Below are 22,806 nucleotides of genomic sequence, written 5' to 3'. Positions count from 1 at the left end.
CTTGTGGTCCAGGACACATCACGGGCATCGGGGGCAGAACCATGCGCAGGCACGGAACGAGCCGTACGACACTCACCTGGACGGCGCTCGCCGCGGCGGCCGCCCTCACCCTCTCCGCGTGCGGGGACGACGGGACGCGGGAGCCACAGGGCCCCGAGGGCAGCACGGCCGCGCCGCGGGTGCAGTTACCGAAACTGCCCGGCGAGAAGATCGAGGTCGCCGCTGTCTGGACGGGCCCGGAGCAGGAGAACTTCACCAAGGTCCTGAAGGAGTTCGAGAAGCGGACGGGTGCCACCGTCACCTTCGTCCCGGCCCAGGACCCGATCGTCACCTTCCTCGGCACGAAGATCGCGGGCGGTGCGCCGCCGGACGTGGCACTGCTCCCGCAGGTCGGGGCGCTGACGGCGGCGGTCGAGAACAAGTGGGCGCAGCCGCTGGGCCCGGAGGCCACCGCCCAGCTCGACGCGAACTACTCCAAGGGCTGGCGCACGCTCGGCGCCGTCGGGGGCACCCAGTACGGCGTGTACTACAAGGCCGCCAACAAGTCGCTGATCTGGTACAACGCGAAGGCCTTCGAGGCGGCGGGGGTGAAGCCGCCCAAGACCTGGAAGGAACTGATCACCGCGGCCGACACCCTGTCCGCCTCCGGCACCCCGGCCGTCTCGGTGGCGGGCGCGGACGGCTGGACCCTCACCGACTGGTTCGAGAACATCTACCTCTCCCAGGCCGGGCCGGAGAAGTACGACCAGTTGGCCAAGCACCGGATCAAGTGGACGGACGACAGCGTGAAACAGGCGCTGACCACTCTCGGCGAGCTGTTCGGACGCAAGGACTTCCTGGCGGGCGGGCCGAGCGGGGCACTGTCCACCGAGTTCCCGAAGTCGGTGACGCAGACCTTCACCGGTGGCGACCGACCGGCGGCGGCGATGGTCTTCGAGGGCGACTTCGTGGCGGTGAACATCGCCCAGACCCAGGCCAAGGTCGGTGAGGACGCCCTCGTCTTCCCCTTCCCGGCGGTCGGCGCGAAGGCTCCGGTGGTCTCGGGCGGTGACGTGGCGGTCGCGCTGAAGCCCTCGAAGGGGGCGCAGGCCCTGCTGACCTTCCTGGCTTCCCCGGACGCGGCGGAGATCCACGCGGCTCAGGGCGGTTTCGTCTCCCCGAACAAGGCCGTGAACCCGAGCTCCTATCCGAACGCCATCCAACGGGACATCGCCAAAGCGCTGATCGCCGCCGGTGACGACTTCCGCTTCGACATGTCGGACCAGGCTCCGGCGGCCTTCGGCGGAACCCCGGGCGCGGGCGAGTGGAAGGCGCTCCAGGACTTCCTGGCGAACCCGTCGGACGTGGCGGGGACCCAGGCGAAACTGGAGGCGGACGCGGCCAAGGCCTACGGGAACTGATCCCGTGCCGGCCCCTGCCGCTGCCACCCGCACCGCCGGAAAGGGCGTCGTGTCCGCGGAGGCGCGGCGCCGCCGCCTGATCGCGGCGGCGTTCCTCCTCCCGGCGCTCGTCCTGCTCGGTGCGCTCGTCGTGCACCCGATCGGCTACTCCCTCTACCGCAGCTTCTTCGACCGTTCCGGCGACACCTTCGTCGGCGGTGACAACTACCGGGAGATCCTGAGCGACGACACGATCCGTACCGCGCTGGGGAACACCGCGCTGTGGGTGGTGTTCGCCCCGGCCACGGCCACCGCCCTCGGTCTGATCTTCGCGGTGCTCACCGAACGGGTGCGCTGGGGAACGGCGTTCAAGCTGCTGGTCTTCATGCCGATGGCCATCTCGATGCTGGCCGCGGGCATCATCTTCCGGCTCGTCTACGACCACGATCCCGACCGCGGGGTCGCCAACGCGGTCTGGGTCGGGGTCCACGACACCTTCGCGGAGTCCTCGGCCTTCCCCAAGGCCCGCCCGGGCCGGGACTCGCCGCTCGCGGATGCCGGCGGGGGCGCCTTCATCACCCGCGACCCCGTCCGCGCCGGCACCCCGGTGCTGTTGCCACTGGTCGGGGTGGCACCGGAGGCGCTGCCGGACGGGACGCGTACCGCGGGCACCTCCGGGGCCGTGCCGGGGAAGGTCACCGGCACCGTCTGGCAGGACTTCACCCGGGGTGGGGGCGGGGCGACGAACGTGGTCGACCCGACCGAGCAGGGCTTCTCCGGGATGCGGATCGAGGCGGTCAAGGACGGCCGGGTGGTCGACACCGCGACCGCCGGCGACGACGGCACCTTCACCCTGTCGGCGAAGGCCGACGGGGCCCTGCTGCGGCTGCCCGCGGCCAATTTCCGGGAGGCGTACGCGGGGGTGCAGTGGCTCGGCCCGGCGCTGGTCACCCCGGCGGTCATCGGGGCGTACGTGTGGATGTGGGCCGGTTTCGCGATGGTGCTGATCGGGGCCGGGCTGGCCGCCGTACCGCGGGAGTTGTCGGAGGCGGCGCGCGTGGACGGGGCGAACGAGTGGCAGGTGTTCCGGCGGATCACCGTCCCGCTGCTGGCGCCCGTCCTGGTGGTCGTGCTGGTCACCCTCGTCATCAACGTCATGAAGATCTTCGACCTGGTCTTCGTGATCGCGCCGGGCGCGGTCCAGGACGACGCGAACGTGCTCGCGCTCCAGCTGTACCGGACCTCCTTCGGCACGGACGCCGATCCGGGGCTGGGCAGCGCCATCGCGGTGCTGCTGCTGGTGCTGGTGATCCCGGTGATGCTCGTGAACATCCGTCGGCTGCGCAAGGAGGGAACCCGATGAGCGGTACCGACGCGACGCCGGACCCGACGGCGGCCGAACCCACCTACGCCGGGCCCGCACAGGCCGGACCTTCGCCCGCCGGGCCCGCACGGGCGGAGTCCACCTCCGCCGGGTCCTCGTCCGCCGGGTCCTCGTCCGCCAGGTCCTCGTCCGCCGTTCTCGCCGGCACCGGGCCTTCGTACGCCGCGCGCGCCTCCGCCCGGCTCGCCGGGGGAGCCCTGCGCGTCTTCCTGGTCGTGGCGGCGCTCTTCTGGCTGCTGCCCACCCTCGGGCTGCTGCTGTCCTCGTTCCTCTCCCCCACCGACCTCAACAACGGCGGCTGGTGGCAGGTGCTGACGGCGCCCTCGCGGCTGACGGCCGACAACTACGAGCGGCTGCTGGCGAACGACACCATCACCGGCTCCCTCCTCGGCACCTTCGCGATCGCCGTGCCGACCACCCTGCTGGTGGTGACGCTGGGCGCGTTCGCCGGATACGCCTTCGCCTGGCTGGAGTTCCCCGGCCGGGACCGGCTGTTCCTGGTCGTCGTCGGACTGCTCGTCGTCCCCGTGCAGGTGGCACTGATCCCGGTCTCCGAACTCTTCGGCTCCATCGGGCTGTTCGAGACCACCGCGGGCGTGGTCCTCTTCCACACCGCCTTCGGACTCCCCTTCGCCGTGTTCCTGCTGCGCAACTTCTTCGCGGAGATCCCGCGCGAACTGCTGGAGGCGGCCCGCCTGGACGGAGCGGGTGAACTGCGGCTGTTCGCCCGGGTGGTGCTGCCGCTCGGCGCACCGGCGATCGCCTCGCTCGGCATCTTCCAGTTCCTGTGGGTGTGGAACGACATGCTGGTGGCGCTGGTGTTCGCGGACTCGGCGCACCCGCCGGTCACGGTCGCGCTCCAGCAGCAGGTCCGGCAGTTCGGCAACAACATCGACGTGCTCGCGCCCGGCGCGTTCCTGTCGATGGCCGTCCCGCTCGTCGTCTTCTTCGCCTTCCAACGGCAGTTCGTCTCGGGGGTGATGGCCGGCGCCATCAAGTGACCCCGCCCCGGCGCCCCGGCCCCCTCCTCCGCCCTCCGTACGGCACGTGACGTGGCCCGTCGACACGGCGTAACCCGATTGCCACACACCGCGTAACCCGATCGCCACACCGGGGGTTCCTGGGCCAAATGCCCGCGCCGACCCCTGGATGTGCCGTGCCCCGGTTCAGCGTCATCGTGCCCGCGTACAAGGTCCAGGCCTACCTCCAGGAGGGTCTGGACTCGGTGCTGGGGCAGTCGTACCCGGACCTGGAGCTGATCGCGGTCGACGACGCCTCCCCGGACGCCTGCGGTTCGATCATCGACGAGTACGCGGCCCGTGACCCTCGGGTGACGGCCGTCCACCTGGCGCACAACCTGGGTCCGGGACCGGCCCGCAACGCGGGCCTGGCGCGGGCCACCGGCGACTACCTGATCTTCCTCGACGGAGACGACACCCTCGCCCCCGGCGCCCTGCAGGCCATCACCGACCGGTTGAAGGCCACCGGCTCCCCGGACGTCCTGGTCTACGACTACGCGCGCACCTTCTGGACCGGCGAACTCGTCCGCAACAGCCTCTCCCACCGGCTGTCGCAGGAGGGCCCGGCCAGCTTCCGGCTCGCCGACCGCCCGGCCCTCCTCGGCATGCTGCTGGTCGTCTGGAACAAGACCTACCGCCGCGAGTACGTGGAACGTGAGGGCCTCACCTTCCCGCCCGGCCTCTACGAGGACACCCCCTGGACCTACCCGGCCCTGCTGGCCGCGGAGTCCGTCGCCGTCCTGGACCGGGTCTGCGTCCACTACCGGCAGCGGCGCACCGGCTCCATCCTGACCACCACCAGCCGCCGCCACCTCGACGTGTTCGACCAGTACGACCGGGTCTTCGGCTACCTCGCCGGCCGCCCCGAGCTGGAGCGCTGGCGCCCTGCCCTGCACCGCCGGATGGCCGAGCACTTCTGCGCCCTGTACGCCGACCCGCGCCGCCTCCCGCGCGCCGCCCGGGCCGAGTTCTTCGCCCGCGCCTGCGCCCTGCTGCGCCGCCACCACGTCCCCGGCGGCAGCGACGCCCTGCCGCCGCGATCGCGGACCGACCGGGTCCGGCACACGCTGATGCGGCTGGGCACCCGTCGCACCTACCGGCTGTTGTCGGCGCTGCGCGGCGGCGCAGCGGCGCTGGGCCGCGCGGCCGCGGCCCTGGGGCGGGGCCTGCGCGAGACGGCCCTGCGCCTGCACTACCGGATCCAGCGCCTCCTGCCCGTGCGCCCGGAACTCGCGGTCTTCTCCGCGTACTGGCACGGCGGCTACGCCTGCAACCCTGCGGCGATCGAGGCCGAACTGCGGGAGCTGGCGCCGCGGATGCGCACGGCGTGGATCTGCGACCCGCGGCACGCCTCGACCCTGCCCCGCGAGACGACCGCGCTGCGCCCGGGCTCGGCGGCGTACTGGACCGCCCTGGCCAGGGCCGGCTACCTGGTCACGAATGTCAACTTCGACCGCGCCCTGGTCAAGCGCCCGGGCCAGGTCCTGGTCCAGACCCAGCACGGCACCCCGCTCAAGCGCGTGGGCCTCGACCTCCAGGACCGCCCGGCGGCCACCCCGACGACGGACTTCGCGGGCCTGCTGCGCGGCGCCGACCAGTGGGACTACCTGCTCTCCTCGAACCGGCACTCCACCCTGGTGTGGGAGAAGGCCGTCCCGTCCTCCTACACGACGCTGGAGTACGGCTACCCGCGCAACGACATCTTCCACCGGGCGGGTCCGGCCGAGGTGCTGGAGCTGCGCGAGCGCCTGGGCATCCCGGCGGGCTCGACCGCCGTCCTGTACGCCCCCACGCACCGCGACTACCGGCGCAGCCGGCCGGACCACCTGGACTTCGAGCGGGTGCTGCGGGACCTGGGCCCGCGTTTCACGATCCTGGCCCGCACCCACCTCACGTACGCGGACGTCCCGCCCTTCCCGGACCCGCACCCACGGCTGATCGACGTCTCCTCCCATCCCTCGGTGGAGGAGCTGTGTCTGGCTTCGGACGCGCTGGTGACGGACTACTCGTCCCTGATGTTCGACTACGCGGCGCTCGACCGGCCGATCGTGATCCACGCGGACGACCGGGAGGCGTACGAGGCGGCCCGGGGCACCTACTTCGACCTGCGGTCGTGCCCACCGGGCGCGATCGCCCGGACCGAGGACGAGCTGGTGGACATCTTCAGCACGGGCCACTGGCAGGGCTCGCGCTCCGCGCAACTGCGGGCTGCGTTCCGCGCGCGGTTCTGCACCCACGACGACGGGCACGCGGCGGAGCGGGTGGTGCGCCGGGTCTTCCTCGGGCAGACCGCCCCGATCCCGGCGGTCGTCCCCCTGGAGGACCGCCGCCCGACCCCCGCGGCGCCCGCGCCGACGCCGGCCCTGACCCCCGTACGGCCGTGACCGGCAGGAACCGGAGCTTCTAGGAACTCGCCTTGAGGCCCGCCACCACCTGGTGGGCCAGTACGTCGAGGTGGCTCCCGGTGACCGCGTCCCGGACGACCACCTGGCGCCAGTAGAGCGGGCCGATCAGCAGGTCGAGGGCGTGGGCCGGATCGATGCCCGCCGCGAGTTCACCGCGGGCGACCGCGTCCGAGACGATCCCCTCCGCCATGCGGCGCTGCCCGTCGAGCAGCGCGCCGCGCACCGCTTCGGCGATCTCCGGGTTGCGTGCCGCCTCCACGAGCAGGTCGGGGATCACCGCGGAGGCCACCGGGTGCCGCAGCACGTGTGACATGACCTCCAGCAGGGCCCGTACGTCGCCGTACAGCGAGCCCGTCGCGGGCACCGGCAGGCCGTCCACCGCGAAGGCCCCCACCAGGTCCAGCACCAGGTGCAGCTTCGACTTCCACCGCCGGTAGACGGCGGTCTTGCCGACCCCCGCCCGGCGGGCGATGCCCTCGATGGACATCTTCGAGAACCCGACCGCGGCCAACTCCTCCACCACCGCGTCGCGGATCGCCTCCGTCACGTCCGCGCGCAGGACGGCGGCCCCGGCGGGGGCTCTACGGGCGGGGGCGGCGGCGGAGGTGGCGGGATCCGGGGTCATGGACAGAGCATAACCGCGCCCACGTAACGACGATACGGTTGCGTTCCGACGTGGCATGGCCTAGCTTCGACGTAGCGACGATACGGACCCGTCCCGACCTCGGCAGTGACGTACTGACCCCGTCGAAAGCGAAACCTGTGACCACCGCGACCGCACCCAAGATCGAGCCCGCGCCGCCCTCCGCGGAGCTCGCGCGACTCGCCGCCGCCCACGGCCTCACCCTCAGCGGCGCCCGCCCCACGCTCCCCCGCTACATCGCGGAACTCTGGGACCGCCGGCACTTCGTGACCGCGTACGCGACCGCCCGTATGCAGGCCACCTACAGCACGGCGAAGCTCGGCCAGCTCTGGCACCTGGTGACCCCGCTCCTCAACGCGGCCGTCTACTACTTCATCTTCGGCATCGTGATGAAGGCCAGCAACGGCGTGCCGGACTACGTCCCCTTCCTGATCACCGGCATCTTCGTCTGGGACTTCATCGGCAGCTCCATCAACGCCGGCACCCGCTCCGTCCACAGCAACCGCGGCCTGGTACGCGCCCTGCACTTCCCGCGCGCCAGCCTGCCCATCTCCACCGTCGTCCAGCTCTTCCAGCAGCTGCTCGTCACCATGGGCGCCCTCGTCATCCTGCTGCTGGCCTTCGGACAGCGGCCCGCCTGGTCCTGGTTCCTGGCCGTCCCGGCCCTCCTGCTGATGGCCGTCTTCGCCGCCGGCTGCGCGATGATCATGGCGCGCATCGGCAGCAAGAGCCCGGACGTCAGCCAGCTGATGCCCTTCGTGCTGCGCACCTGGATGTACTCCTCGGGCGTCATGTGGTCCATCGACCAGATGCTCAAGTCGGACCACCTGCCGCACCACTGGGTGCTGACGCTGCTCAAGCTCAACCCCGCGGCCGTCTACATCGACCTGATGCGCTTCGCGCTGATCGACAGCTTCCAGGCCCACTCGCTCCCGCCCCATGTGTGGCCCCTCGCCATCGGCTGGGCCCTGCTCGCCGGGGTCGGTGGCTTCATCTGGTTCTGGAAGGCAGAAGAGGAGTACGGCCGTGGCTGACACCGCGACGACCACCGACACCCGGGTACCGACCGTCATCGCCGACGGGGTCCACATCGTGTACAAGGTCCACGGCGCCGGCGCCCGCAAGGGCGGGGCCACCGCCGCGCTCAGCCGGGTCTTCTCCCGCAAGGAGCCCGCGGGCGTCAAGGAGGTGCACGCCGTCAAGGGCGTCACCTTCACCGCGTACAAGGGCGAGGCCATCGGCCTCATCGGCTCGAACGGCTCGGGCAAGTCCACCCTGCTGGCCGCCATCGCGGGCCTCCAGCCGGTGACCCACGGCCGGATCTACTCGCACGGCCAACCGTCCCTGCTCGGCGTGAACGCCGCCCTGATGAACGACCTGACCGGCGAGCGCAACGTCGTCCTCGGCGGTCTGGCGATGGGCATGTCCAAGCAGCAGATCCGCGGGCGCTACCAGGAGATCGTCGACTTCTCGGGCATCAACGAGAGGAACGACTTCATCTCCATGCCGATGCGGACGTACTCCTCCGGCATGGGCGCCCGACTGCGCTTCTCCATCGCCGCCGCCAAGGACCACGACGTCCTGATGATCGACGAGGCCCTGGCCACCGGCGACGCCGCCTTCCAGCGCCGCAGCCAGGCCCGCATCGAGGAACTCCGCGAGCGCGCGGGCACCGTCTTCCTCGTCAGCCACGGCATCAACACGGTCCGCGAGACCTGCGACCGCGCGATCTGGCTGGAAGCCGGAGTGCTCCGCATGGACGGCCCCTCCTCCGAAGTCTGCGACGCCTACGAGGCCTTCGCGTCGGGCCGCTGACCCTTCCCGGGCTCCGCCCGGGCCCCCGGGCGGCGCCGCACCCGGCGGCAAACCCAGGAACGGGCCGGGCCCGGGACCACAAGGTCCCGGGCCCGGCCCGTTCGGTACAGCTCCGCGATCAGCTGTGCACGCGCAACAGCGACCGCATCGTCCGCATCGCCACCGACAGGTTCGCCAGGTCGAAGTCGTCCGACCCCTGGATCTCGTCCAGAGTCGTCCGCGCCCGCCCGATGATCGCCGCGTTCTTCTCCTCCCACGCCTTGAAGCGCTCCTCGGGAGTCGACGTGCCCTCGCCCACCGACAGCACGTCCGCCGTCAGGGCCGCGTGCGCCGCGAACAGGTCCTCACGGATGGAGGCACGGGCCATCGACTGCCAGCGGTCGGACCGCGGCAGCTCGATGATCCGGTCCATCAGCTGGGTGATGGCCAGGCGGTCGGCGAGGTCGTAGTACACCTCGGCGACCTCCAGCGGGTCCGCACCCGTGCGGTCCGCGATCGCGACGATGTCCAGTGCCGGGAAGGCGGAGGAGAAGCCGGCCACCTTGGCGGCCAGTTCCTCCGGGACGCCCTCGCCCGTCAGCTCGTCCAGGATCGACTGGTACCACTCCAGGTCGGCGCCGCGCACCAGCTTCGGCAGCTCGGCCCAGACCTGGCCCACCCGCTCCTGGAAGAAGGCGATGGTCTCGGTGATCTGGAGCGGCTGCGGCCGGTTGTTGAGCAGCCAGCGGGTACCGCGCTCGACCAGGCGCCGCGAGTGCAGCCGCACCCGGGTCTGGACATCGGCGGCGACCTTGTTGTCGAGCGCCTCCACCGCGTCCCACACGTCGGCCAGGCCGAAGATCTCGCGGGCCGCGAGCTGCGCGCGCACGATCTCCTCCGTGGAGGCCCCGCTCTCCTCGCGCAGACGGTGCAGGAAGGTCGAACCACCCGTGTTGACGGTGTCGTTGACCAGGATGGTGGTGATGATCTCCCGGCGCAGCGCGTGCGCGTCGATCTGCTCGGTGAGCCGCTCGGCCAGGGCGGCCGGGAAGTACGCGAAGAGCAGGCGGCGCAGGTACGGGTCGTCCGGCAGCTCGGTGGCGATGAGCTCGTCCGCCACCGTGATCTTGGTGTAGGCGAACAGCACGGCCAGTTCCGGCTGGGTCAGGCCCTTGCCGCTGCTCATCAGCTCGCGGATCTGCCGGTCGGTGGGCAGGAACTCCAGTGCCCGGTCGAGGCGTCCGTCGCGCTCCAGGCGCCGCATGTAGCGCTGCTGGGCGTGCAGCAGGCTCGGGGCCTGGGCCGCGCCGTTGGCGAGCGCCACGTTCTGCGCGTAGTTGTTGCGCAGCACCAGACGGCCGACCTCGTCGGTCATCTGGGCGAGCAGCTTGTTGCGCTGCTTGACGGTCATGTCGCCGTCGGTGACGACCGCGTTGAGCAGGATCTTGATGTTCACCTCGTGGTCGGAGGTGTCCACGCCGGCGCTGTTGTCGATGGCGTCGGTGTTGACCTTGCCGCCCTCGCCGCCCGCACCGGTGCGGGCGAACTCGATCCGGCCGAGCTGGGTCAGACCCAGGTTGCCGCCCTCGCCGATGACCTTGGCCCGCACGTCGGAGCCGTTGACGCGGATGGCGTCGTTGGCCTTGTCGCCGACGTCGGCGTGCGTCTCGGCCGTGGACTTGACGTACGTACCGATGCCGCCGTTCCACAGCAGGTCCACGGGGGACTGCAGGATCGCCTTCATCAGGTCGGCCGGGGTCATCTTGGTGACGCCCGCCTCGATGCCGAGGGCCTCACGGACCTGCGCGGTGATCGGGACGGCCTTCGCGGAACGCGGGTGGATGCCACCGCCCGCCGAGATCAGCGAGGTGTCGTAGTCGGCCCACGAGGAGCGCGGCAGCTCGAACAGGCGCCGGCGCTCGGCGTAGGAGGTGGCCGCGTCCGGGTGCGGGTCGATGAAGATGTGCCGGTGGTCGAACGCGGCGACCAGGCGGATGTGCTCGGAGAGCAGCATGCCGTTGCCGAACACGTCGCCGGACATGTCACCGACGCCGACGACGGTGAAGTCCTCGGTCTGGGTGTCGTGGCCCAGCTCGCGGAAGTGCCGCTTGACGGACTCCCACGCGCCACGGGCGGTGATGCCCATGCCCTTGTGGTCGTAGCCGGCCGAGCCGCCCGAGGCGAAGGCGTCGCCGAGCCAGAAGCCGTAGGACTCGGCCACTCCGTTGGCGATGTCGGAGAAGGTCGCGGTGCCCTTGTCGGCGGCGACGACGAGGTAGGTGTCGTCCTCGTCGTGGCGGACCACGCCCTTGGGGGGCACGACCTCGCCGGCGACCATGTTGTCGGTGATGTCGAGCAGCGCCGAGATGAAGATCTTGTACGAGGCGATGCCCTCGGCGAGCCAGGCGTCGCGGTCCACCGACGGGTCGGGGAGGTTCTTCGCGACGAAGCCGCCCTTGGCGCCGACCGGCACGATCACGGTGTTCTTGACCATCTGCGCCTTGACCAGGCCGAGGATCTCCGTACGGAAGTCCTCGCGGCGGTCGGACCAGCGCAGGCCGCCTCGGGCGACCTTGCCGAAGCGCAGGTGGACGCCCTCGACGCGCGGGGAGTACACCCAGATCTCGAAGGCCGGACGCGGAGCCGGCAGGTCCGGGATGGCCTGCGGGTCGAACTTCATCGACACGTACGCGTGCTGCTCGCCCACGCCGTTGAGCTGGAAGAAGTTCGTGCGCAGCGTGGCCTTGATGAGGGTGAGGAAGGCCCGCAGGATGCGGTCCTCGTCGAGGGAGGCGACCTGGTCCAGGGCCCCGTCGAGCTCCTCCAGCATGGCGTCCACGAGCTCGCTGCCGGCGGTCTGGCGCACGGGCGCCATCCGGGCCTCGAAGAGCGAGACCAGCAGTCGGGTGGTGTGGACGTTGTTGCGGAGGGTGTCCTCCATGTAGTCCTGGCTGAAGGTGGAACCGGCCTGGCGCAGGTACTTGGCGTACGCGCGCAGGACGACGGCCTGTCGCCAGGTGAGCCCGGCGCTGAGCACGAGGGCGTTGAAGTTGTCGTTCTCCGCGTCACCCTGCCAGACCGCGGCGAAGGCGTCCTGGAAGCGTTCGCGGGCGTCGTCGCCGAGGTAGTTGTCCCCGTTGCCGGAGAGGGGCATCCGCAGACCGAAGTCGTAGATCCAGGCGCTGACCCGGTCGGAGCGGCGCAGCTCGTACGGGCGCTCGTCGGTGACCTCGACGCCCAGGCGCTGCAGCACCGGCAGGACCGCGGAGAGCGAGACCTGGTCGCCGGTACGGAAGATCTTGAACCGGCGTTCGCCGGGGCCCGCGCCGACGGGCTCGTAGAGCGAGAGCGCGAACTGGCGGTCGCTGGCGGCGAGCCGCTCCAGGTGGATCAGGTCGGCGACGGCCGCGCGCGGCGAGTGGTCGGCCTTGTAGCCCTCGGCGAAGGAGGTGCCGTAGCGGCGCAGCAGCTCGGCGGCGCGCTCCTCGCCGCACTCGGCGATCAGCGCTTCCTGGAAGCCGTCGGCCCAGGAGCGGGCGGCCTCGACGAGCCGGCCCTCGATGCGCTCGACGTCGGAGTCGGTCAGCGCGGGCAGCTCGGTGCCCTGCGGGACGCGGACCACGAAGTGGATGCGGGAGAGGATCGACTCGGTGTTCCACGCGGTGAAGTCGACGCTGATGCCGCCGAGCTCCTCGCGCAGGATGTCCATCAGGCGCAGCCGCACCCCGGTGGTGAACCGGTCGCGGGGCAGGTAGACGAGCGCCGAGTAGTAGCGGCCGTACTCGTCCTGGCGCAGGTAGAGCCGCAGCCGGCGGCGTTCCTGGAGGTACAGGACGGAAGTGACGATGGCCTGGAGCTGGTCGACGGGGGTCTGGAACAGCTCGTCGCGCGGGTAGGTCTCCAGGATCTGCGTGAGGTCGCGGCCGTCGTGGCTGCTCGGCGAGAAGCCGGCACCGGCGAGGACCTCGGCGACCTTGCGGCGGATGACCGGCACGCGGCGCACGGACTCGGTGTACGCGGCGGAGGAGAACAGGCCGAGGAAGCGGCGCTCGCCGACGACGTTGCCGTCGGCGTCGAACTTCTTGACGCCCACGTAGTCGAGGTACGAGGGGCGGTGCACGGTGGAGCGGCTGTTGGCCTTGGTCAGCACCAGCAGGCGGTGCTCGCGGGCCTTGGCGCGGGCGTCGGCGGGCAGCCGGTTGAAGGACGGCGAGACCGGGTGGCCGTCCTCCTTGCCGCTGTGGTGCGGGTCGGAGCGCAGGATGCCGAGGCCGGTACCGGGCACGGCGGACAGGGAGTCCCCGTCGACGAGGTTGTACTCGCGGTAGCCGAGGAAGGTGAAGTGGTCGTCGGCGAGCCAGCGCAGCAGCTCACGCGCCTCTTCGAGCTCGTACTCGCGCAGGTCGGGGGCGGTGGGCTCGTCGGGCAGGCCCTCGGCGATGCGCAGCGCGGCCTCGCGCATCTTCTCCCAGTCCTCGACGGACTCGCGCACGTCGGACAGGACGCGCTGGAGGTCGGCGGTGATCTGCTTGAGATCGGCCTTGTCGGTCTCGCGGTCGATCTCGACGTGGATCCAGGACTCGACGAGGGAGTCGTGGGGACGCGCGGTGGCGGGGCCGTGGGCGTCGCAGTCGGGGCCGAGGATCTCGATCAGCTTGCCGGTGATGTCACGGCGGACGACGACCTGCGGGTGGATCACGACGTGGATGCCGCGGCCCTGGCGGGACAGCTCGTTCGTCACGGAGTCCACGAGGAAGGGCATGTCGTCGGTGACGACCTCGACGACGGAGTGGCTGGAGGTCCAGCCGTTCTCCTCCACCGTGGGGGTGTGCACGCGCACGTTCGCGGTGCCCTGCGGCCGGTTCTCGGCGAGCCGGTAGTGCGAGAGCGCGGCTCCGAACACATCGACCGGGTCGCGGTCCGCGAGGTCCTCGGGTGCCGTGTGCAGGTAGTAGCGCTGGAGGTAGGAGAGCACCGTGTCCTGATCCGGACGGCCTCCCCGCTCGGACCCAGTCGGAAGTAGCCCCCCGGCCGGGCTGTGCTCAGCTACCCGGGCCGCCCGTGCGAGCAGCTCGGCCTTTGCTTCGTCCAGCTTGGTCTGCATGTCCTCTGGCTCCTGTCGCGCGCCATTGCGTGACGTAGATGAAGGAAGGAATGACATAGCGCCGCGAGGCGGGGTGTCCGTTCGGGATCGACGCTATGCCGTCGAGAGAGCCGACCGGGAGGGAATGAGCCATGATCGGCTGTACGTCCCGGGGGCGGGGATCAGCGAAGGCCCGGGCACGGTCGTGCGCCGGGCGCAGGCCGGAGGCTTCGGTGCCCCCGATGACTATCGCGCTGATCACGGGTACAAGGCTATCCCGACCTACCCCCAGGACGTCATTCGCTGCATCTGTACAAATCTTGGGGTGGAACTTTGACACTCTGGCCGGCGACGTGACCGGCCGTCCGTGCAGCAGGCCGTCGCGTCGCTATCCGGCCAGCTCGCGAGCGGTCCGGACGGCCTCGGCCAGGCTGTCCACGACCGGTACTCCGGCTGATTCCAGACTGCTGCGGCTGTGCGAGCCACCCGTATAGAGCACGGCTCGGGCGCCGACGTGGGCGGCGGCGAGGGCGTCGTCCACGGCGTCTCCGATGAGGACCGTACGGTCCGCCGTCACCCCCGTCCCGTCCAGGGCGGCCAGGTGGCGTACGAGGTGTCCCGCCTTGGAGGTGTGGGAGGGGCCGACGCGGCCGTCGACGCGCAGGAAGTGCTGGTCGATGCCGTGGGCGCGGACCAGGGGGACGAGCTTGTCGTGGGGCGCGAGGGACAGCAGGGACTGGGTGAGTCCGTCCAGCTGCCAGTCGCGGAGCAGCTCGCGGGCGCCCTCGGCCAGCCCGGAGTCCGCTGCGGCGGCCCAGTAGTGGCGGTGGAAGGTGTCGTCCATGACGAGCCATTCCTCGTCGGTGGGCAGCCGTCCCATGAGGCGCTCGTAGAACTTCGGCACGGGTACGACGTACAGGTCGCGGTAGGTCTCCAGGGTGATCGGCGCGAAGCCGAGCTCGGCGAAGGAGGCGTTGGTCGCGACCATGACGGCGTCGATGTCGTGCAGGAGCGTCCCGTTCCAGTCCCAGACGATGTGGTTCGGGAGCGTCGTGGCGGTGGCCGCGGTGGTCGTGTCGGTCACTTCAGCAGCCCCGGAATCTCCTGCACGCCGAACCACAGCAGTTCGTGGTCCTCGGTGGCGTCGACGGTGTCCTGCGCGTCCGCGTCCCCGCCATCGGCGGCCTCCAGGGCCCGTACGGCGGCGGCCACGTCCTCGTCGGCGTCATCGGCGTCCACGTGCACGGCGGCGGCCACGGCGAGCCGTACGGCGGCGCCGAGGGTCACCCGGCCGAGAGCGGCCTCGTCGTCCCCGGGAGCGGCGGTGGCGGCCTTGTCGTCGACGTCGACGGCGACCACGACGCGGCGGCGCGGGGCGCCCGCGTCCGCCGCGACCAGCCGCAGGGAGGCGAGCGCGGCCCGGTTCAGGGCGGCGTACTCCAGCTCCTCCATGTCCTCCGAGGCGTACCACTCGCGGAGCCCGGGGGTGACGGCGTACGCCAACAGCGGGGCGGGGCCCAGCTCACCCGCCTTGTGCACCTCGGCGAGCCCGGGGAGGGTCAGGGGGACGTACACGCGCATGGCCGGCTGCTTTCGGTAGTCGGAAACGCCCTCAGGATACGACTCGGGCGCGGCCGGGCGGGTGATGGACTCCGTCCCCCTTCGGGGCGCGGGACCGGGAGCCGGGCCCGTCCACCCGGGTACGCGCACGGGCGTCGCCCGGGGCCGGTGACCGGCCGGCGCCCACCCTGATAGGTGAAGCGGGCCGGTGGTCGGGCGGGTCGCCGGCGTGGTTGCGGAGCGTGTGCGGCGGCCGTAGAAGTTCCCCATCAAGTTACCGCCCGGTACCGCTCCGGGCCCGGCCTGTTCGGGGGCAGCTCGCGATGGACACCACGATGCGCGACACGATGACCGGCAACGACGGCAGCCGCCGACGGCCCGCGGGCCGACCCCGGACCCGACCCGCGGGCCGCCGCGACCCACGACGCCCGGCCGGTCCGCCGCTCGCGCTGCGACAGGGTCCGCACCACTGGTTCGCCGAACACCTCCTCGCGGTGGTCAGCGGCCTGCGCCCGGTCCACTCGCTCCTCGGCCACACCATCGGCCCCGCCTACCAGCAGCTGATCACCCTGGCCCCCACGGAGCCCCTGCGCGACCGCCTCCGCCCGGTGATCCGCCGGTGCGGACGCTTCACCCCCGGCCCGGGAGTCATCGAGGCCTTCGCCCGCATCGCCACCGGCGACCGCCTCACCGCCATGGCCTTCCGCCTCGAGCAGGGCCCGGACCTCCGCTGGCGCTGCGCGGCGGTGGAAATCCAGGGACCCCGCCCGTAATGCAGCCTCGCCGGCGTTTGAGGCGCGGGGTCTGGGGCGGAGCCCCAGCAGCGGCGCCGCACCGCACGACGCGGGGCCTCGCACGACGCGGCCGGGGCCGGACACCCGTAGGTGCCCGGCCCCGGCCGACAGCTCACGCGCAACCCTGCGCAGGGTTACTTCTTCCGGCGACGCCCGCCCGCGGCCTTCTGCGCCTTGCGACGCTCCGCCCGTGTCATCCCGTCACCCTCACCGCCGGCGACGTCACTGTCGAAGTCGCCCTCGACGACACCGCCCTCCCCGTCCACCGTCGGGGCGGAGAAGTGCAGCCGGTCCGGCCGCTGCGGAGCGTCCAGGCCCTTCGCCCGGATCTCCGGACGCGCACCCACCGGCTCCTTCGTCAGCGACGGCGCCGCGTCCTGCACCGGCAGCTCCTCGACCTGCTGCTCGACCTGGACCTCCAGGTTGAACAGGTAGCCGACGGACTCCTCCTTGATGCCCTCCTGCATGGCGTTGAACATGTCGAAGCCCTCGCGCTGGTACTCGACCAGCGGGTCCTTCTGGGCCATGGCCCGCAGGCCGATGCCCTCCTGCAGGTAGTCCATCTCGTACAGGTGCTCGCGCCACTTGCGGTCGAGCACCGACAGGACCACGCGCCGCTCCAGCTCACGCATGATCTCGGAGCCGAGCGTCTTCTCGCGCGTCTCGTACTGCTCGTGGATGTCGTCCTTGACGGACTCCGCGATGAACTCGGCGGTGATGCCCGCGCGGTCGCCCGCGGCGTCCTCCAGCTCCTCGATGGTGACCTTCACCGGGTAGAGCTGCCGGAAGGCGCCCCACAGGCGCTCCAGGTCCCACTCCTCGGCGAAGCCCTCGACCGTCTCGGCCGCGATGTACGCGTCGATGGTGTCGTCCATCATGTGGCGCACCTGGTCCTGCAGGTCCTCGCCCTCCAGGACGCGGCGGCGCTCGCCGTAGATGACCTCACGCTGGTTGTTGAGGACCTCGTCGTACTTCAGGACGTTCTTACGCGTCTCGAAGTTCTGGGTCTCCACCTGCGACTGGGCCGACGCGATCGCGCGCGTCACCATCTTGTTCTCGATCGGCACGTCGTCGGGGACGTTCGCCATCGCCATGACGCGCTCGACCATCTGCGCCTTGAACAGACGCATCAGGTCGTCACCCAGCGACAGGTAGAAGCGGGACTCGCCCGGGTCACCCTGTCGGCCGGAGCGACCGCGCAGCTGGTTGTCGATACGACGGGACTCGTGGCGCTCGGTGCCCAGCACGTACAGCCCGCCGAGCTCCTTGACCTCCTCGAACTCCGCCTTGACCGCGGCCTCGGCCCGGGTCAGCGCCGCGGGGAGGGCGTGCGCCCACTCCTCGATGTGCTCCTCCGGGTCCAGGCCCTGCTGGCGCAGCTCGGCCTCGGCGAGGTCGTCCGGGTTGCCGCCGAGCTTGATGTCGGTACCACGACCGGCCATGTTCGTGGCGACCGTGACCGCGCCCCGGCGGCCGGCCTGGGCGACGATCGTCGCCTCACGGTCGTGCTGCTTGGCGTTGAGCACCTCGTGCGGGATGCCGCGCTTGGAGAGCTGCTGGGAGAGGTACTCGGACTTCTCGACCGACGTCGTACCGACGAGGATCGGCTGGCCCTTCTCGTGCTTCTCCGCGATGTCGTCGACGACGGCGGCGAACTTCGCGACCTCGGTCCGGTAGATCAGGTCCGGCTGGTCCTTGCGGACCAGGTCGCGGTTGGTCGGGATCGGGACGACACCGAGCTTGTAGATCTGGTGGAACTCGGCGGCCTCGGTCATGGCCGTACCGGTCATGCCCGACAGCTTCGAGTACAGGCGGAAGAAGTTCTGCAGGGTGATCGTGGCGAGGGTCTGGTTCTCGTCCTTGATGTCCACCCCTTCCTTCGCCTCGATCGCCTGGTGCATGCCCTCGTTGTAGCGACGGCCGGCGAGGATACGGCCGGTGTGCTCGTCGACGATCATGACTTCGCCGTCGATGACGACGTAGTCCTTGTCGGCCTTGAAGAGCTCCTTGGCCTTGATCGCGTTGTTGAGGTAACCGACGAGCGGGGTGTTCACCGACTCGTAGAGGTTCTCGATGCCGAGCCAGTCCTCGACCTTGGCGACACCGGTCTCGTGGATGGCGACGGTGCGCTTCTTCTCGTCGACCTCGTAGTCGCCGGTCTCCTCGATGCCCTTCAGCGGCTGGCCGGCCTCGCCCTTGGTCAGGCGGGTCACCAGCTTCGCGAAGTCGCCGTACCACTTCGTGGCCTGGTCGGCGGGGCCGGAGATGATCAGCGGGGTACGGGCCTCGTCGACGAGGATCGAGTCGACCTCGTCGACCACGGCGAAGTTGTGGCCGCGCTGGACGAGCTCGTCCTGGGACCACGCCATGTTGTCGCGCAGGTAGTCGAAGCCGAACTCGTTGTTCGTGCCGTAGGTGATGTCGCAGCCGTACTGCTCGCGGCGCTGCGCGGGCGACATGTTCGCCAGGATGCAGCCGACCTCCAGGCCGAGGAACTTGTGCACCCGACCCATCAGCTCGGAGTCACGCTCGGCGAGGTAGTCGTTCACCGTGATCAGGTGGACGCCCTTGCCGGACAGCGCGTTCAGGTACGCGGGCAGCGTGCCGACGAGGGTCTTGCCCTCACCGGTCTTCATCTCGGCCACGTAGCCGAGGTGCAGCGCCGCGCCACCCATGATCTGGACGTCGTAGTGCCGCTGGCCGAGGACGCGCTTGGCCGCCTCGCGCACGGTCGCGAAGGCCTCGGGCAGCAGGTCGTCCAGGCTCTCGCCGTCCTGGAAACGCTGCTTGTACTCGTCCGTGAGCGCCCGCAACTCGGCGTCGGAGAGGTTGACGAAGTCCTCTTCGATGGAGTTGACCTGGTCCGCGATGCGGTGCAGTTTGCGCAGGATCTTGCCTTCGCCTGCACGCATGAGCTTGTTGAAGACGGACACCGAGGTTTGTCTCCTTGCCGGTCGGGCCTGGGCACTTTACGTACACGGGCACGGCAGGTGGGCCCCACCGCAACGGCCATCGTAAGCGAGGACGTGGCCGCGTCGGGAGGTCCGCCGTTTCCCTGAGGGCACGGGTGCCCGGATTGAGAACGTACGGGGGACACCGAAGGTGCCGCATCGCCCGGAGGGATCACCGAAAATTGTTCGCCCCCGTCACCGGGACGGCAGCAGAATTCGTTCATGGAGCCCACGACACTGAGCACGGACCGATTGGTATTGCGGCCTTTCACCCCCGCGGACGAGGACGAGGTCTACGCCGCGGCGCAGGACGCCGACATCCAGCGCTGGACGGTGGTCCCCTCCCCCTACGAGCACGCCGACGCGCACGCCTTCGTGAACGAGATCGCCCCGACCGGCTGGCGCGAGGGCACGGCCATGCCCTTCGCGGTACGTCTGGGGGCGCGGGGCCCGCTGGTCGCGTCCGTCGGCGTGCACGTCCGCGGCACCGGCGGTTTCGCGAGCCACGAGATCGGCTACTGGGCGACCAAGGAACACCGCGGCCACGGCTACATGACCGAGGCGGTTCTGGCCGTCGCCCGCTGGGCGTTCACCGAGCTGGGCGTCGCCCGGCTGGAATGGCGGGCCGAGGTCGGCAACGCGGGCTCCCGCGCCGTGGCCGAGAAGGCCGGCTTCCGGGTCGAGGGCGTCATGCGGGCCGGCATCGAGCAGCGCGGCACCGCCCGCGACTGCTGGGTCGGCGCCCTGCTCCCCTCCGACCTGGGCCTGCCCTCGCGACTGCCCTACCTGCCCGCTGTCAGTGGTACGTCCTAGTCTGCCGGGATGACTTCGGGCACCGCTTCTCTCTCCCTGTCCGCCGACGACGCCCGGCGCATCGCCCTGCGCGCGCAGGGCTTCCTCGGGGCACCCGACCGGCGCGGCGGGGTCCGCGGGGTCCTGCGCCACCTGGGCGCCGTACAGCTGGACACCATCTCGGTCCTGGCCCGCTCGCACGAGCTGATCCCGTACGCGCGCCTGGGCGCGGTGGGCCGGGACGCCGTCGAGCAGGCGTACTGGTCGGACCGGCACGCCTTCGAGTACTGGTCGCACGCCGCCTGCATCCTGCCGATCGAGGAGTGGCCGCATTTCGCGTTCCGCCGCCGGGCCAACCGGGCGCGCGGCCACCGCTGGCACATCCTGGAGGACAAGCAGCACTCGACGCGGGCGGTCCTGGACCGGCTGAAGGCGGACGGCCCGCTGACCTCCACCGAACTGGGCGGCGCCAAGAACGGCGGCGAGTGGTTCGAGTGGTCCGAGACCAAGATCGCGGTGGAGTGGCTGCTGGACACCGGCGAGGTGGTCTGCAGCGAGCGCCGCGGCTGGAAGCGGGTCTACGACCTCCCCGAGCGGGCCGTTCCCGACGCGCTGCTCCACGACGACCTGGACGACCGCGAGTGCCTGCGCCGCCTGGTCGCCCTGGCCGGCCGGTCCCTGGGCGTCGGCACCCGCGCCGACATCGCGGACTACCACCGCCTCAAGGGCGAGCAGTTCGACGCGGTGGTCGCGGACTCCGGGCTGGTCCCGGTCGAGGTGGAGGGCTGGTCCAAGCCGGCCTGGGCGGACCCGGCGGCTCTCGCGCAGCCCGCCAGGGGCCGCCACCGCACGACGCTGCTCTCGCCGTTCGACTCCCTGGTCTGGGACCGCCCCCGCACGGAGCGGATCTTCGGTTTCACGCACCGCCTGGAGGCGTACGTGCCCAAGCCGAAGCGGATTCACGGGTACTTCGCGATGCCGCTGCTGGCGGGCGGCCGGCTCCAGGGCCGCGTCGACCCGGCCCGCGAGGGCCGCACCCTGGTCGCCCGGCAGCTCTCGCTCACCTCCCCGAAGGCGGCGGGCGCGATGGCCCTGGCTCTGCGCGAGGCGGCGCAATGGGTCGGCTGCGAGGACGTACGCGTCGAACGCGCGAGTTCACCCGCGGAGGCGGCGGCCGTCACGGCGGAACTGGCCGCGCTCTGAGCCCTGGGGATGTCCTGCCGATCGGGCCGGACATCCCGTGGGCCGGCCAGGCCGTCCCTTCCGGGGGCGGCCTAGCGGATTTCGAGGATCTTCTCCCGCATCGCGTAGACCACGGCCTCCATCCGGGAGTGCAGCTGCAGCTTCTCCAGGATGTTGCGGACGTGGTTCTTCACGGTGTTCTCGGAAATGAACAACTGCTTGGCGATATCACGGTTGTTCATACCGGTGGCCACCAGTTTCAGGACCTCCAGCTCCCGGTCCGTCAGCCGCGGCGCGGGCACCAGCCGCCGCTCGTCGGTCCGCTGGATCATCGACTTGAACTCGGTGAGCAGCTTCGACGCCATCGACGGGCTGATCTGCGACTGGCCGTCCGCCACCGCCCGGATCGCCGTGGCCACCTCGTCCGTCGAGATCTCCTTCAGGAGGTAGCCGGTCGCGCCCGCCTTGATCGCGTCGTAGAGGTCCGCCTCCTCGTCGCTGATCGTCAGCATGATGATCTTCGCGGAGGGAGCCACCTCCTTGATCGAGGTGCACGCCTCGATCCCACCGCGCCGAGGCATCCGCACGTCCATCAGGACGATGTCCGGAAGCAGGTCGGCCGCCTTGTCCACGGCCTCCGCCCCGTCCCCGGCCTCACCGACGACCTGGATGTCCTCCTCCTGCGCGAGAACGATCTCCAGTCCCCGCCGGAAGAGCGCGTGGTCGTCGACCACGAGCACCCTGATGGGCTCCCGGGCGGTCTCCTGCGCCGGGTCGTCCGTCCCGCGGCAGCCCGCGACGCCGTCGTCCCCGTGCACCGGCCCGAAGCTGTCCGCCATCGTTCCTCCCCCTGCATGTGCTCAGCTGCTGGGCCAACCGGACACACACCGCAGCCGGTTGACTGCACGCCATGATTCCATGCCCGCACCACGGCCCGGGGGCCACAAGTGAGCCACCTGGCGCATACCCGTCGTACACCCGTCACACAGACGCCCCCGCGCAGGCGCCTGAGCGCCTGCGCGGGGGCGACGGACCGATGTGATCGACCTCAGCCGCCGAGCGCGCCACCGGCGCCGCCCCGCGGCTCCTCCGAGCTGGAGGCACCGTCCGGGTTCACGTGGATGACTCCGTAGTCATAGGCATGACGGCGGTAGACGACACTGGGCAACTTCGTCTCGGAGTCGACGAACAGATAGAAGTCGTGGCCGACCAGTTCCATCTCGTACAGGGCCTGGTCGAGCGACATCGGTGCGGCCGAGTGGGTCTTCTCGCGGACGATGAGCGGGCCTTCGCCCTGCACCTCGATGGATCCGATCCGGGTGATCGGTACCCCGTCGTTCTTCTCCTCGGACACCGGCTGGCCGCTGCCGTTCAGCGATGCGACGCCCGGCACCACGTCGGCGACCTCCGCCGCCGGGATCCGGCCGCTGCCGCGGCGGGTGTAACGCTTGTCGTGCTGCTTGCGCAGCCGGGCCTCCAGCTTGTCCTGAGCCAGGTCCAGCGCCGCATACGCGTCGGCGGCGGCGGCCTCGGCCCGGATCACCGGTCCCCGCGAACGCAGGGTGATCTCCACGCGGTCGGAACGGTCGGCCTGACGCGGGTTGTGCTCCTTGGACACCTCGACGTCCAAGCTGATCACCTTGGCGTCGAGCTTCTGGATCCGCTCCGGATTCAGCTTCTCGGCCACGTGCTTGCGGAACCGCTCGGGCACCTCGGTCTTGCGGCCCTTGACGACGATGTCCACGCAGAACTCCGTTCCCGGAGAGCTCCACCCGACGGGGCGAAGCGTCTCCCTTTCGCACCAGACTCCGGTGAAGGCC

Annotated in this window: 16 protein-coding genes; 9 read left to right on the top strand and 7 right to left on the bottom strand. The window is 70.8% G+C overall.

Translation table 11 applies throughout. The features are described from left to right. The first annotated feature begins 41 nt into the window (after positions 1-41). From ACWG52_RS23005 to ACWG52_RS22990, 4 genes are all read left to right on the top strand, one after another. Positions 42-1,400 carry an ABC transporter substrate-binding protein gene (locus ACWG52_RS23005; protein WP_453125773.1) on the top strand — a complete coding sequence of 453 codons (1,359 nt, stop codon included), beginning with the start codon at positions 42-44 and terminating at the stop codon, positions 1,398-1,400. A 49-nt stretch (positions 1,401-1,449) separates the two neighbouring features. Further along, a complete protein-coding gene (locus ACWG52_RS23000; RefSeq protein WP_389816314.1) occupies positions 1,450-2,742 on the top strand; it encodes a carbohydrate ABC transporter permease in 1,293 nt (430 codons plus the stop codon). Then, the gene (locus tag ACWG52_RS22995; protein ID WP_389816175.1) at positions 2,739-3,764 is read left to right on the top strand and encodes a carbohydrate ABC transporter permease; all 1,026 of its coding nucleotides are present in this window, start codon (positions 2,739-2,741) and stop codon (positions 3,762-3,764) included. Before ACWG52_RS23000 ends, ACWG52_RS22995 begins: the two co-directional genes overlap by 4 nt. 155 nt (positions 3,765-3,919) lie before the next feature. Then, positions 3,920-6,166 carry a bifunctional glycosyltransferase/CDP-glycerol:glycerophosphate glycerophosphotransferase gene (locus ACWG52_RS22990; RefSeq protein ID WP_389816172.1) on the top strand — a complete coding sequence of 749 codons (2,247 nt, stop codon included), beginning with the start codon at positions 3,920-3,922 and terminating at the stop codon, positions 6,164-6,166. A 19-nt stretch (positions 6,167-6,185) separates the two neighbouring features. Here the strand turns inward: ACWG52_RS22990 and ACWG52_RS22985 are convergent, their stop codons facing one another. Next, positions 6,186-6,812: a TetR/AcrR family transcriptional regulator gene (locus ACWG52_RS22985; RefSeq protein WP_389816170.1), complete on the bottom strand. Its 627-nt coding sequence runs from the start codon at positions 6,810-6,812 to the stop codon at positions 6,186-6,188. Positions 6,813-6,949: 137 nt separating this feature from the next. Here ACWG52_RS22985 and ACWG52_RS22980 point away from each other — a divergent pair, with 137 nt between their 5' ends. Both ACWG52_RS22980 and ACWG52_RS22975 read left to right on the top strand, forming a co-directional pair. After that, positions 6,950-7,864, top strand: a complete 915-nt coding sequence (locus tag ACWG52_RS22980; protein ID WP_389816167.1) for an ABC transporter permease — start codon at positions 6,950-6,952, stop codon at positions 7,862-7,864. After that, positions 7,857-8,645 (top strand): ABC transporter ATP-binding protein, encoded by a 789-nt coding sequence (locus tag ACWG52_RS22975; protein WP_453125771.1) that lies wholly within the window; start codon positions 7,857-7,859, stop codon positions 8,643-8,645. The genes ACWG52_RS22980 and ACWG52_RS22975 overlap by 8 nt, the downstream gene beginning before the upstream one ends. Before the next feature lie 118 nt (positions 8,646-8,763). Here ACWG52_RS22975 and ACWG52_RS22970 read toward each other — a convergent pair whose 3' ends face one another. The 3 genes from ACWG52_RS22970 to ACWG52_RS22960 form a co-directional block, all read right to left on the bottom strand. Continuing rightward, positions 8,764-13,728 carry an NAD-glutamate dehydrogenase gene (locus ACWG52_RS22970; protein ID WP_389816161.1) on the bottom strand — a complete coding sequence of 1,655 codons (4,965 nt, stop codon included), beginning with the start codon at positions 13,726-13,728 and terminating at the stop codon, positions 8,764-8,766. A gap of 367 nt (positions 13,729-14,095) precedes the next feature. Next, the gene (locus tag ACWG52_RS22965; RefSeq protein ID WP_389816158.1) at positions 14,096-14,791 is read right to left on the bottom strand and encodes an HAD family hydrolase; all 696 of its coding nucleotides are present in this window, start codon (positions 14,789-14,791) and stop codon (positions 14,096-14,098) included. Next, positions 14,788-15,288: a DUF6912 family protein gene (locus ACWG52_RS22960; protein WP_389816155.1), complete on the bottom strand. Its 501-nt coding sequence runs from the start codon at positions 15,286-15,288 to the stop codon at positions 14,788-14,790. Before ACWG52_RS22960 ends, ACWG52_RS22965 begins: the two co-directional genes overlap by 4 nt. Before the next feature lie 326 nt (positions 15,289-15,614). On the opposite strand from ACWG52_RS22960, the gene ACWG52_RS22955 reads away from it, so the two are divergent. Further along, a complete protein-coding gene (locus tag ACWG52_RS22955; RefSeq protein WP_390169313.1) occupies positions 15,615-16,040 on the top strand; it encodes an Rv3235 family protein in 426 nt (141 codons plus the stop codon). A 155-nt stretch (positions 16,041-16,195) separates the two neighbouring features. Here ACWG52_RS22955 and secA read toward each other — a convergent pair whose 3' ends face one another. After that, on the bottom strand, positions 16,196-18,994 hold the full coding sequence (gene secA / locus ACWG52_RS22950) for a preprotein translocase subunit SecA (protein WP_389818282.1): 2,799 nt from the start codon (positions 18,992-18,994) through the stop codon (positions 16,196-16,198). Positions 18,995-19,234: 240 nt separating this feature from the next. On the opposite strand from secA, the gene ACWG52_RS22945 reads away from it, so the two are divergent. Continuing rightward, positions 19,235-19,825 (top strand): GNAT family N-acetyltransferase, encoded by a 591-nt coding sequence (locus ACWG52_RS22945; protein ID WP_389818284.1) that lies wholly within the window; start codon positions 19,235-19,237, stop codon positions 19,823-19,825. 9 nt (positions 19,826-19,834) lie between these two features. Beyond that, on the top strand, positions 19,835-21,007 hold the full coding sequence (locus ACWG52_RS22940; RefSeq protein ID WP_390169284.1) for a winged helix-turn-helix domain-containing protein: 1,173 nt from the start codon (positions 19,835-19,837) through the stop codon (positions 21,005-21,007). A gap of 71 nt (positions 21,008-21,078) precedes the next feature. On the opposite strand, the gene ACWG52_RS22935 is transcribed toward ACWG52_RS22940, so the two are convergent. Together ACWG52_RS22935 and hpf are read right to left on the bottom strand one after the other, a co-directional pair. Then, the gene (locus tag ACWG52_RS22935; RefSeq protein WP_389818289.1) at positions 21,079-21,825 is read right to left on the bottom strand and encodes a response regulator; all 747 of its coding nucleotides are present in this window, start codon (positions 21,823-21,825) and stop codon (positions 21,079-21,081) included. Positions 21,826-22,034: 209 nt separating this feature from the next. Continuing rightward, entirely contained in the window at positions 22,035-22,730 is a 696-nt protein-coding gene (hpf, locus tag ACWG52_RS22930; protein WP_030774206.1) for a ribosome hibernation-promoting factor, HPF/YfiA family, read from the bottom strand. Positions 22,731-22,806 lie beyond the last annotated feature (76 nt).

Source organism: Streptomyces sp. CLCI03 (genome assembly GCF_053615355.1).
The sequence above is the reverse complement of the archived record's forward strand: the minus strand, read 5'-3'. Positions and strand labels throughout refer to the sequence as shown.